The 10,922-nt window shown below is 74.6% G+C and carries 11 protein-coding genes; 7 read left to right on the plus strand and 4 right to left on the minus strand.

The features are described 5' to 3' along the window. Positions 1 to 227 precede the first annotated feature (227 nt). On the plus strand, positions 228 to 479 hold the full coding sequence (locus ACXJKF_RS16145; protein WP_456788729.1) for a PspC domain-containing protein: 252 nt from the start codon (positions 228 to 230) through the stop codon (positions 477 to 479). Between the two features lie 33 nt (positions 480 to 512). Here ACXJKF_RS16145 and ACXJKF_RS16150 read toward each other — a convergent pair whose 3' ends face one another. After that, positions 513 to 1,589, minus strand: a complete 1,077-nt coding sequence (locus ACXJKF_RS16150) for a hypothetical protein (protein ID WP_456788730.1) — start codon at positions 1,587 to 1,589, stop codon at positions 513 to 515. A 186-nt stretch (positions 1,590 to 1,775) separates the two neighbouring features. On the opposite strand from ACXJKF_RS16150, the gene ACXJKF_RS16155 reads away from it, so the two are divergent. Continuing rightward, positions 1,776 to 3,101, plus strand: a complete 1,326-nt coding sequence (locus ACXJKF_RS16155; RefSeq protein WP_456788731.1) for a pyridoxal phosphate-dependent decarboxylase family protein — start codon at positions 1,776 to 1,778, stop codon at positions 3,099 to 3,101. A 6-nt stretch (positions 3,102 to 3,107) separates the two neighbouring features. Here the strand turns inward: ACXJKF_RS16155 and ACXJKF_RS16160 are convergent, their stop codons facing one another. Continuing rightward, on the minus strand, positions 3,108 to 4,178 hold the full coding sequence (locus ACXJKF_RS16160; RefSeq protein WP_456788732.1) for a DUF4349 domain-containing protein: 1,071 nt from the start codon (positions 4,176 to 4,178) through the stop codon (positions 3,108 to 3,110). A 119-nt stretch (positions 4,179 to 4,297) separates the two neighbouring features. Further along, entirely contained in the window at positions 4,298 to 5,125 is an 828-nt protein-coding gene (locus ACXJKF_RS16165; RefSeq protein ID WP_456788733.1) for a DNA-3-methyladenine glycosylase family protein, read from the minus strand. Positions 5,126 to 5,422: 297 nt separating this feature from the next. Here ACXJKF_RS16165 and ACXJKF_RS16170 point away from each other — a divergent pair, with 297 nt between their 5' ends. Together ACXJKF_RS16170 and ACXJKF_RS16175 are read left to right on the plus strand one after the other, a co-directional pair. Then, positions 5,423 to 6,742 carry a mechanosensitive ion channel family protein gene (locus ACXJKF_RS16170; protein WP_456788734.1) on the plus strand — a complete coding sequence of 440 codons (1,320 nt, stop codon included), beginning with the start codon at positions 5,423 to 5,425 and terminating at the stop codon, positions 6,740 to 6,742. Between the two features lie 8 nt (positions 6,743 to 6,750). Beyond that, positions 6,751 to 7,356 (plus strand): uridine kinase, encoded by a 606-nt coding sequence (locus tag ACXJKF_RS16175; protein WP_456788735.1) that lies wholly within the window; start codon positions 6,751 to 6,753, stop codon positions 7,354 to 7,356. Between the two features lie 61 nt (positions 7,357 to 7,417). Here ACXJKF_RS16175 and ACXJKF_RS16180 read toward each other — a convergent pair whose 3' ends face one another. Beyond that, positions 7,418 to 8,374 (minus strand): helix-turn-helix transcriptional regulator, encoded by a 957-nt coding sequence (locus ACXJKF_RS16180; protein WP_456788737.1) that lies wholly within the window; start codon positions 8,372 to 8,374, stop codon positions 7,418 to 7,420. Between the two features lie 99 nt (positions 8,375 to 8,473). Between ACXJKF_RS16180 and ACXJKF_RS16185 the strand changes: the two genes are divergently transcribed. The 3 genes from ACXJKF_RS16185 (at position 8,474) to ACXJKF_RS16195 (ending at position 10,918) form a co-directional block, all read left to right on the plus strand. Beyond that, positions 8,474 to 9,460, plus strand: a complete 987-nt coding sequence (locus ACXJKF_RS16185) for an ATP-binding cassette domain-containing protein (protein WP_456788738.1) — start codon at positions 8,474 to 8,476, stop codon at positions 9,458 to 9,460. Continuing rightward, positions 9,457 to 10,275: an ABC transporter permease gene (locus ACXJKF_RS16190; protein ID WP_456788739.1), complete on the plus strand. Its 819-nt coding sequence runs from the start codon at positions 9,457 to 9,459 to the stop codon at positions 10,273 to 10,275. Before ACXJKF_RS16185 ends, ACXJKF_RS16190 begins: the two co-directional genes overlap by 4 nt. A 91-nt stretch (positions 10,276 to 10,366) precedes the next feature. Beyond that, the gene (locus ACXJKF_RS16195) at positions 10,367 to 10,918 is read left to right on the plus strand and encodes a methylated-DNA--[protein]-cysteine S-methyltransferase (RefSeq protein ID WP_456788740.1); all 552 of its coding nucleotides are present in this window, start codon (positions 10,367 to 10,369) and stop codon (positions 10,916 to 10,918) included. The last annotated feature ends 4 nt before the right edge of the window (positions 10,919 to 10,922 follow it).

Here is a 10,922-nt window from a genome sequence, read left to right on the forward strand (position 1 = left end):
GAGCAGGCCGCCGCCGAGCAGGCGGCGGCGGAGCAGGCCGCCGCCGAGCAGAAGGGGCAGCCGGGTCCGGCCAAGGAACCACCGGCCACCAAGGGCGGCCCGGGCAAGAAGGACAAGTAGGGGCTCTCAGGGTCCGCGTCCGGGCGATCACCGATGCGGGCACGGCACGCGTCGCGGCATGCTGGGGACGTCCGGCCGCCCCTGGCCGGCACGAGAGGAGCAGCACCATGGGCACCATCCACGACGGCATGGCTCGACAGGGCCTGGTCCGGCCGGTCGACGGCCGAGTGCTGGGCGGGGTGTGCGCGGGCCTCGGTCAGCGGTTCGGCATCGCGCCGTTCCACGCGCGACTCCTGTTCGTGCTGATCCTGTTCGTGCTGCCCGGCAGCCAGCTGCTCATCTACCCGCTGCTGTGGATCCTCATGCCCACCGAGCGCGTCGTGCAGGCACCCGCGACCACGGTCCCCGGACAGCTCTGAGGTCCACGGTGCGCGGCGGGCCGTGCCGGGGGATCAGGAGCGGCGGCCACCGCGCACCGACACGGCCGCGGGCCCACGCTCCGCGACGCCCGGTGGTCGCAGGTCGCTCGACGAGGTGAGGTGACGGGGCCGGCGTGGCACCGGGACGTCGCTGAGCAGCGGCGCCGGGAGAGCCTTGGACAGCTCGCCGACGAGAGCCCGCCAGGACTGCTCGGCGACGCGCAGGTGCGTCGCCACGTCCTCGGGAGCGACGTGTCCCACCGCCCCGGCGCCGTCCGCCGCGTCGAGCGCGTCGAGGCCCCGCTCGATCGAGGCCCGTGACGTCCGGTAGTTCGCAGTGTCCCGCGCCGCCGGAGGGGTCAGCACCTCCAGGACGGCGGCGGCGTCGTCGAACATCGAGCGCAGGAGCGCCACKGCGTGCGGGCGGTCGCCCATCGAGAGCCGGTCCGCGGAGTCCGTGACGGCCGCGACGATCGTCGAGTGCGCGAGCCGGTCGACGGTCGCCGACAGGGCGCCCGGCGAGATCTGGATCTGCAGCAGGAGCGCGACGGTCCGGCCGAGGACCCGCTCGGAACGCTCGCGGCGCACCCGCCGCCGCTCGGCCGCGCGTCGTGCCTCGTCCTCCGCACGCAGCTCCAGCGCCAGGGCCTCGCGCTCGAGGCGCTCGGCCTCCTGCCGGGCGGCGTTCGCCCGCCGGGACACCTGTTCCGTCGCCGCCCGCACGTGGTGCTCGGACTCGGTCTGGGCCCGGTGCACGAGCTCGACCGCGCACGGGTTGGCCGGGCTGGCGTAGCCGGTGTCGGTGTAGCCGAACAGGGCGATGTGGTGCTCCTCGGCCCACAGGACGGCGGTCTTGGTGAACCCGGAGCGGGAGTAGAAGACGGCGACGAACGAGCCCGCCGCCACGCGGAGGTCCTCGAGGTCGGTACGACCGACAGGGCTGCGGCGGTGCTCGACCCGCGCCGCGAAGTCGATGCCGACGAGGTCCAGCTCGATCGCGGATCCCGGGCCGGTGACGCGGACGTCGGTGCGGGCGAGGACGGTGCGGGCATGCCTCTCAGCGAAGCGCTCGGCGTCCCGCCACTGCGGGTCCTTGCCCGTCGTGCTCACGTCCACCTCCTCCACCGCGGCCCGGACGGTCAGACACCCCTTGACGGTAATGACCACCCACGTGGCCGGAGTCGACCGTCCGGGTGACCGGCCTGACGCAAACCGCCGGTCGGCACGACACGCCGGACGAATCGACCGGGTGAAACCGGGGCGCCGCCCGGGCGTGCCGGTGGCAGGGTGGACGCCATGACGGCACGGTGGCCGGCATTCGCGCCGGCGCTCGACCGCGCGACGCACCACGCGCGCGCCTGGCTGACGTCCCTGGCCGAGCGGCCCGTGCACCCGCGGGCCCGCCCCGACGACCTCGCGGCGGTCCTCGGCGGGCCTCTTCCCGACGGGCCGACCGCGCCCGAGGCGGTCGTCGACGAGCTCGCCGCCGGCATCGAGCCCGGGCTGATGGGGATGCCGTCCGGTCGGTTCTTCGGGTGGGTCATCGGGGGCACGCACCCGGCCGCGCTCGCGGCGGACTGGCTGACGGGCGCGTGGGACCAGAACGCCGCCATGCGGCACTCCACGCCCGGCGTCGTCGCGGTGGAGGACGCGGCCGCGGCGTGGGCGCTCGAGCTGCTCGGGCTCCCGCCCGGCGCCGACGTCGGGTTCGTCACCGGCGCCACCATGGCCAACTTCACCGGGCTCGCCGCGGCGCGCCAGCAGGTGCTCGCCGACGCGGGCTGGGACGTCGGCCGCGACGGGCTCGCGGGCGGTCCGCAGGTCCGGGTGCTCGTCGGCGCGGAACGCCACGAGACCCTCGACCTCGCGCTGCGCTACCTCGGGCTCGGGACACCGTCGGCCGTCGCCGTGGACAGCCAGGGCCGGCTCGTCGTCGACGACCTCGCGCGCGCGCTGGCCGACGGCGGTGGGCCGACGATCGTGTGCCTCCAGGCGGGCAACCTGCACTCCGGCGCGTTCGACCCGCTGGCCGACGCGATCGACCTCGCGCACCGGCACGGCGCCTGGGTCCACGTCGACGGTGCCTTCGGGCTCTGGGCGGCGGCGTCGCCGCGGCTGCGCGGGCTGGTGGCCGGCTACGAGCGGGCCGACTCGTGGGCCACCGACGCGCACAAGACGCTGAACGTGCCCTACGACTGCGGCCTGGCGATCGTCGCGCGACCCGAGCCGCTGCGCCGGGCCCTCGGCATGCAGGCCGAGTACTTCGCGACGTTCAGCGGGTCCGGCGACCCCCTGGAGAAGGTCCCGGAGCTGTCCCGGCGCGCCCGCGGCGTGCCGGTCTGGGCGGTCCTGCGGTCGCTGGGCCGCAGCGGGGTCGAGGACCTGGTCGACGGGCTGGTCGCGAACGCCCGGTCGATCGCCCGGGGGATCGCCGCGATCGACGGTGCCGAGATCCTCAACGACGTCGTGTTCACCCAGGTGTGCGTCGGGTTCGGCTCCGACGAGCGCACCCGTGCGGTCACCGCCCGTGTGCTGGCCGACGGGGTGACCTGGATGTCCGGGTCCCGGTGGCAGGGCCGCGACGTGCTGCGCGTGTCGGTCAGCAACTGGTCGACCGACTGAGCGGGGTCAGCGCGGCTGGTGCGGGTCGACGGGCGGTGCGGTCGGCGGGCCGGCGGGGGGTGCCGGCGGGTCGAACACGGTGCCCACCCCGGCCGCGAGCGGCTGCCCGGTCGACGGCCCCCGCCAGCGCCGGCTCCAGCGCACCGCGGCCACGACGAGCGCGGCGATCGCTCCGCCGAAGGCCAGCCAGGGCAGGAGCACCCCGACCACGATGGCGATGCTCGTGACCATCGCGACCAGGGCGTCCCAGCCCGTCGCGAGCCCCTCGACGAACGACTGCGGTCCGGTCGGCGGCTCGACGGGTGCGGGCGGGACGACGGCGGGCGGCAGGTCCGGGCCGACGATCGCGACGTGGATCGTGGACAGCGACACCTGCTCGGCGATCGCGGCGCGCTGCGACCGCAGCTGCTCCAGACCGGCCTCGCGCTCGGTGAGGGCGTTCTCCGCGACGATGATCTCGTCGTGCGTCGTCGCGGTGGCCAGCAGGTTGGTCATGCGGCCGACCGAGAGCTCCATCGCGTGGATGCGGGCGTCCAGGTCCTGCGCGGCACCGGTCACGTCCTTCGCGGACAGCTCCACGGCCTCGACGTCGCCGAGCTCACGCAGCGCGATCAGCGTCGGGGTCACCTCGGCCGCGGGGAGCCGGATGGTCAGTGCCGCGGTACCGACCTCCGTCTCGGTGGCGGCGTTCTCGGACCGGTCGTCGACGCGGCCGCGGGCGTCCTCGGTGATCCGCACGATCGCGTCGACGGTGGACTGCAGGTTCTCCACCTTCATCGCGACGTCGCCGCTCTGGATGACCTGGCGGCTGGCGTCGGGCGTGCTGGCCGCCGGTGCCACGGAGCCGTCCGCCGCGCCCTCCTGGGTGCCCGCGTCGGTGCCGCCCTCGTCGGCACCGACGGCGCCCTGGTCGGTCCCGCTCTCGTACTGGGTGTCGGCGGCGGTGTCGCCGCTGTCGGAGCTCCCACCGGCGCTGCAGGCGCTGAGTGTCGCGGTGAGGGCGATGACGCCGGCGACCACCAGGCGGGTGGTCCGGGCGCGGACGGTCGGTGCGGGGTGGCTCGTCGTCGGCTTCATGGCCGTGACCGTAGGACCGTGCGTGATGCTGCGGGTTGCCTGTGACTCAACTGTGACGGCAAACGGTGGAGGCGGGACCGAATCGTGACCGCGCCGACACCGGACCGCGTTCGTGCTGCTCAGAGCACGTACGCGGTCGAGGTCCAGAGGTGCACGGCCGCGAAGGCGCGCAGCGGGCGCCACTGTTCGGCCAGTCGGGTGACGTCCGCGACGGTCCCGGCGCCGAGCGCCCGGCGCAGCACGAGGTCGCCCACGGGCATCGCGTCACGGTCGCCGAGCACCCGCAGCGCGAGGTAGTCCGCGGTCCAGGGACCGATCCCGGGAAGGGCGAGGAGGTCGTCCCGGACGTCCGGCGACCCGAGGCTGAGCCCGTCGGCGCAGGCCCGCGCGAGCGCGTGCACGGTGCGGGCGCGGGCGTGGGTGACCCGCACCACGGACTGCAGCTCCCCGACGTCGACCGAGGCGAGCCGTGCCGGTGTCGGGTAGGTGGTCAGCCCACCGGGTCCGGGGTCGCCGTACGCGGCGGCGAGCCGTCCGCCGAACGTCCGGGCCGCGGCCAGGGACACCTGCTGGCCGAGGACGGTGGTGACCGCCGCCTCGAAGCCGTCCGGGTGCCCGAGGATCCGCAGCCGGGGGCGGGCGCGGACGAGCGGGCCGAGGACGGCGTCGTCCTCGAAGGCGTCGCGGACGGTGTCGAGGTCGTCGGCGAGGCCGAACCACGAGGTGGCGAGCGCCTCGAGCTCGGCCTGCGACCCGGCGGTGGAGCGGACCGCGATCTCGTCGGGGCCGAGGGTCACCTCGACCAGCGCCGGCTCGTCACCCACCCGCACGACCCGCCGCACGACGTCGCCGTCCACCGTCTCCACTCCGGGCACCGCGTGCGCGACCAGGGAGGCCAGCGCCGGGACGGGGTCGAACGGCCGGTGCAGGACGAGGGAGGCGCTCACGGGGTCGACGGTAACCCGCTGGACGCTTTACCAACTCAATGGATTGACATGGAAAGGATGCGCCCCACGCGTGGCAGTGCTAGAACTGTTCTAGCTGATCGCCCCGGGGCCTCCGGAGCGACCAGCCGGTCGCAAGTCGGGCCGCGTTGCCGAGGGTCACGGCGAGAGCCGGGCCGCCCGTGAGGGTTCAGGGAGTGCGCCAAGCCTCGTGCCGGCGAGACGCCTCTCCGTGGCGCCCCGTCCCCGAGAACAGGGGACGGGGCGCACCTACGTCCGGCACTGCCTACGCTGAGGGACGTGCGCCCCCACCTCCTGCCCGGGGCTGTCGACGAGTCCGTGGCCGACGGTGTCGAGGGCTTCGTCGTCCCGACGATCTCGCTGCTCGCCGCGGTCGTCGTCGCCTACCTCACCGCCACCCTCCTCGCCGTCCTCGTCCGACGCCTCGCGCGCCGGTCGGCCGTCGCCGCCGACCTGACCCGCCGCTCGCGCAAACCGATGCGTGCGGTCCTGCTGGTGGTCGCGGTCTGGATCGCGCTGCGCCTGAGCACCGACCCGGCGGACTGGACCCGGACCGTCGAGCACGTCCTGCTGATCGCGTTCATCATCACCATGGCGTGGCTGATCGGCAGCCTCGCCTTCGTGCTCGAGGACGCCGCCCTGCAGCGGTACCGGATCGACGTGGCCGACAACCGGCACGCCCGTCGCGTCCGCACCCAGGTGCAGGTGCTCCGCCGCATCACGGTCGCCGTCCTCGTGCTCTGCGCGATCGCGGCGATCCTGCTGACGTTCCCGTCGGCCCGGGCCCTCGGCGCGAGCCTCCTGGCGTCCGCGGGCCTCATCTCGATCGTCGCGGGCCTGGCCGCGCAGAGCTCCCTGGCCAACGTCTTCGCCGGGCTGCAGCTCGCGTTCACCGATGCGATCCGGGTGGACGACGTGGTCGTCGTCGCCGACGAGTGGGGCCGCATCGAGGAGATCACGCTGACGTACGTCGTCGTGCACGTCTGGGACGACCGTCGCCTGATCCTGCCTTCGACGTACTTCACGACGACGCCGTTMGAGAACTGGACCCGCCGCGCGGCCGACCTGCTGGGTACCGTCGAGCTCGACGTCGACTGGGAGGTCCCCGTCGAGGCGATGCGCACCGAGCTGACGCGGCTGCTCCAGGAGACCGACCTGTGGGACCGCCGCGTCGGCATCCTGCAGGTCACGGACGCCGTCGGCGGGATGGTCCGCGTCCGTGCGCTGGCCAGCGCGGTCGACGCCCCCACCCTCTTCGACCTGCGCTGCTACGTCCGCGAGGGGCTGGTCGGCTGGCTGCAGCGCGAGGCGCCGCAGAGCCTGCCGAAGACCCGGTGGGAGGGCACGCCCCCCGCGCCGCCGACGGGCCGTCGCGCCGCCGCACGTCCGGACTCCGCGCCCACGCCCGTCCTGCCGGTCCCGGGCGCGTGGTCCCCGGACGACACCCAGACCATCACCACCGGCGGGCACGACGCGCGGCTCTTCACGGGCAGCATCGAGGCGCTGGAGCGGTCGCGGCAGTTCTCGGGGCCGGGGCAGGACGTCATCGACGAGCGTGAGCAGGCCGCCGACGAGCACGGGGAGGGGCGGCAGCCCTGATCGAGCCCGTGACGCCGGAGCTGCTGGTCGACCGGCTGGTGCAGCTCGCGACCGCACGCGAGGGTCGGGTCCGCGTCCTCGTCGACGGCGCACCGCCGACGCGGCCCGGCGACCTCGCCGACGCCCTCGTGGAGCCACTGCGGGCGCTCGGCCGACCCGTGTTCCGGGTGCACGCCGACGACTTCCTGCGGCCCGCGTCCGTGCGGTTCGAGCACGGGCGGCAGGACCCGGACGCCTACCTGGAGGACCGGGTCGACGCGGCAGCGCTCGGGCGGGAGGTCCTCGACCCGTTCGCCGCCCGAGGCCGCTTCCTGCCGACGCTCTGGGACGCCGTCGCCGACCGGTCGACCCGTGCCGGGTACGTCGACGTGCCCGAGCGGGCCGTCCTCGTGCTCGACGGCAGCCTCCTGCTCGGGCGCTGGATCGACGCCGACCTCACCGTCCACCTGACCGTCCGCCCGTCGACCCTCGCGCGCCGGACGCCGCCGGAGGACCGCTGGACGCTCCCGGCGTTCGCCCGCTACGACGAGGAGACGGTGCCGACGCAGCTCGCGGACGTCGTGGTCCACGTCGACGACCCCCGCCATCCCGCCGTGGAGGCCAGCGGGCGGTGAACCCGACATGGGTGCCTCGATTGCGCCGGTGACGGCCCCCGTGTCGGGTTCGACGGCCGGTTCACACCGGGACGGCTGCCGTCAGTCGCGCCGCGAGGCGGTGCATCGCGTCGGCCAGCTCCGGGGGGCCGACCACGCGCAGCGGCACGCCGAACATCGCGAACCGTGCGGCGACCCCGTCCCAGGACCAGGCGCTCAGGACGGCGCGGCAGCGGTCGTCGCCGAGGGGCTCGACGAGCGCGTCCCGGCCGGCCCACTGGGCGACCTCGGAGGCGGCCATGTCGACCTCGGCCTCGCCGCGGCACGGCCACGGGTCGACGCCGCTGAACTGCTCGGCCACGAACGCGGCGACGTCGGTGGCGGGCAGCGGATGGGGCGCGAAGCGGGGTCCTGACCCGGTCTTCGGGGTCATCCGGTCGACGCGGTACGTGCGCCAGTCGGCCCGGTCGAGGTCGTAGCCGACCAGGTACCAGCGGCCGCCCCAGGTGACCAGGTGGTGCGCCTCGGCGCGGCGGGGGAGCCGGGTGTCGCTGCCGCCGGCGTAGTCGAACCGGAGCACCTCGTGCGCCCGCACGGCAGCGCCGACCGTCAGCAGGACCTGCTGGTCGACCTGCGGGCGCGTGCCGCCGCCGCGCGTGACGGCGGTGACCTGGAGCGCGTCGGCCGCGGCGCGCAGGCGGGCCGGCATGACCTGGCGGAGCGTCGCGAGCGCCCGCACGGCGGCCTCGTCGACCCCCGCGACCCCCGTGGAGGCGGTCTGCAGGGCGACGACGAGGGCGACGGCCTGCTCGTCGTCGAGCAGGAGCGGTGGCATCTGGGTCCCGGCGTCGAGCCGGTACCCGCCGTCGGGCCCCTTGCTCGCGTGCACGGGGTAGCCGAGCTCGCGCAGACGGTCGACGTCGCGGCGCACGGTCCGTGGGCTGACGCCGAGCCGGTCCGCGAGCGCCTCGCCCGGCCAGTCGCGGCGCGCCTGCAGCAGGGACAGGAGAGCGAGGAGTCGCGAGGACGGCGTGGACATAGGCCCAGGATGCCACGCAGTAGCGGACAGGACCTGACCGCTATGCCCGACAGGCTGGTGCCGTACCCACTCGACCACCCGTCCGACCCAGGAGAACCCATGATCCAGACCCGAGGACTCACCAAGGACTTCGTGGTGAGCAGCACCGAGACCGTGCACGCCGTGCGGGGCATCGACCTCGACATCGCCCCCGGGGAGCTCGTCGCGGTGCTCGGGCCGAACGGCGCCGGCAAGTCGACGACGATGCGCATGCTCACCACGCTGATCCGGCCGACCTCCGGCACGGCGACGGTCGCGGGGGTCGACGTCGTCGCGGACCCTGCGACCGTCCGCCGGCACATCGGCTACGTCGGGCAGGGCAACGGCGCCGGTCACCAGCAGCGCGCGGCCGACGAGCTGACGATGCAGGGCCAGGTCTACGGGCTCGACCGAGCGGCCGCGCGACGCCGCACGGGAGAGCTGCTCGACGCGCTCGACCTGACCGCGCTGGCGAGGCGCAAGGTGTCGGACCTGTCCGGCGGGCAGCGGCGTCGGCTCGACGTCGCGCTCGGCCTGGTGCACGCACCGCGGCTGCTCTTCCTGGACGAGCCGACCACCGGCCTCGACCCGCACAACCGCGCCAACCTGTGGGAGCACATCTCCCGGCTGCGCGCCGAGCACGACATGACGATCGTGCTCACCACGCACTACCTCGACGAGGCCGACACGATGGCCGAGCGCGTCGTGGTGGTCGACCACGGGCAGGTCATCGCCGACGACACCGCGGACGGGCTCAAGCGCACGCTCGCCGGAGACCGCGTGGTGCTCACGGTCGCGGTCGGGGGGACGGCGGCACGCGTGGCGTCGATCGTCGAGGCGCTGCCCGGCGCGCGGGACGTGACCGTCGCGGGTGACCGGGTGGAGGCCCGTGTGGCCGACGCCGGGGCGGCCGTGCCCGAGCTCGTCCTCGCCGCGTCCGCCGCCGGCGCGCCCCTGCTGGAGGCGCTCGCGGTGCGGCCGACGCTCGACGACGTCTTCCTGGCCCTCACAGGCCGCAGCCTGCGTGACAGCGCCGGCACCACCGCCCCTGAGGAGGCCGCAGCATGAGCACCACCACCGTCGACGCCCCGACCCGCACCCTGACCCCCGTCCGCCGGTCCTGGTTCTCCGACGTGTGGCTCGTCATGACCCGCGAGCTGCGCCCGGTGGTCCGCGAGCCGTTCTCCGTGGTGTTCGGCCTCATCCAGCCGCTGGTGTTCCTCGGGCTGTTCGGGCCGCTGCTCGCCGGCTCCGTCGGGGCGACGGGGGCGTTCTCCGGAGCCGACGTCTGGCAGTGGTTCGTGCCGTCGATCCTGGTGATGACCACGCTGTTCGGCACGTCCACCACGGGGTCCAACCTGCAGTTCGAGATGCAGACCGGGGCCCACGAGCGGCTGCTGGTCACGCCGCTGTCGCGGTCGTCGCAGCTGGTCGGTCGGTCCCTCAAGGAGATGGTGCCGCTGGTCGCGCAGGCGGTCATCCTCGTCCTGGTGATGCTGCCGTTCGGCTTCCGCGCCGACCCCGTCGGGGCCCCGATCGGTCTGGCGATGCTCGCGGTGCTGGGCGTCGGGCTCGGCTCGCTGAGCTACGCGCTGGCGATCGCGGTGCGCAAGCAGGAGTGGATGTTCTGGGCCGTGCAGCAGACCGTGCTGTTCCCGCTCCTGATCCTGTCCGGGATGCTCCTGCCCCTGGAGACCGGGCCGCAGTGGATGAAGGTCGCGTCCGCGTTCGACCCGCTGCGGTGGGTGGTCGAGGCCGAGCGGGCGCTCTTCGCCGGTGACCTGACCAGCAGCGCCGTCGCCGCGGGATGGCTCGCGGCGGTCGTGACGGCGGTCGTCGGGCTGGCCGTCGGTGTGCGGACCCTGCTGCGCAGCACCGACTGAACCCGCACCTCACACCGCCCGCCCGTCGCGTCTTCCTTCGAGAGGCGCGCGACGGGCGGGCATGTCAGTGGGTGGGGGAATGATGGCGACCATGACGGTCCAGGAGCTCGACGTCCTCGAGGGTGCCGGAGCGGATGTCCGCGTGGTGCACACCGTGGTGGCGTCGCCGCTGGGTCCCATCACGCTCGTCGCGCACGACGGAGGTCTGTCCGCGCTCCTGCTGCAGAGCTCGAAGTACGAGGCCGTGCAGGGCCCGTTCGGGGAGCGCGCCGACGACGAGTTCGACGACGTGCAGACGCAGCTGGACGAGTACTTCGCGGGGACGCGCACCGCGTTCGACCTGCCGCTGCACTTCGTCGGGACCACGTTCCAGTGCCGCGTGTGGGAAGGGCTCCTACGCATCCCGTACGGGCAGACACGCTCCTACGGCGAGCTCGCCGCAGAGATCGGGCTGGACCCGCGGACCTCGTCGCGGGCCGTCGGGGCCGCCAACGGGCGCAACCGGATCGCGATCGTCGTGCCGTGCCACCGCGTCATCGGGGCGGACGGGTCGCTGACCGGGTTCGCCGCCGGGCTGGACCGCAAGCGGTTCCTGCTCGGGCACGAGGCCAAGGGCCGGCCGCGCGAGCACCTGCTGTTCTGAGCGC

The sequence above is a fragment of the Cellulomonas sp. P5_C5 genome, assembly GCF_054049655.1.

Bases quoted from the DNA above. Each gene is read 5' to 3' on its own strand.
- ACXJKF_RS16145 (WP_456788729.1), top strand. From the start codon at position 228: ATGGGCACCATCCACGACGGCATGGCTCGACAGGGCCTGGTCCGGCCG.
- ACXJKF_RS16155 (WP_456788731.1), top strand. From the start codon at position 1,776: ATGACGGCACGGTGGCCGGCATTCGCGCCGGCGCTCGACCGCGCGACG.
- ACXJKF_RS16160 (WP_456788732.1), bottom strand. From the start codon at position 4,178: ATGAAGCCGACGACGAGCCACCCCGCACCGACCGTCCGCGCCCGGACC.
- ACXJKF_RS16180 (WP_456788737.1), bottom strand. From the start codon at position 8,374: ATGTCCACGCCGTCCTCGCGACTCCTCGCTCTCCTGTCCCTGCTGCAG.
- ACXJKF_RS16185 (WP_456788738.1), top strand. From the start codon at position 8,474: ATGATCCAGACCCGAGGACTCACCAAGGACTTCGTGGTGAGCAGCACC.
- ACXJKF_RS16190 (WP_456788739.1), top strand. From the start codon at position 9,457: ATGAGCACCACCACCGTCGACGCCCCGACCCGCACCCTGACCCCCGTC.
- ACXJKF_RS16195 (WP_456788740.1), top strand. From the start codon at position 10,367: ATGACGGTCCAGGAGCTCGACGTCCTCGAGGGTGCCGGAGCGGATGTC.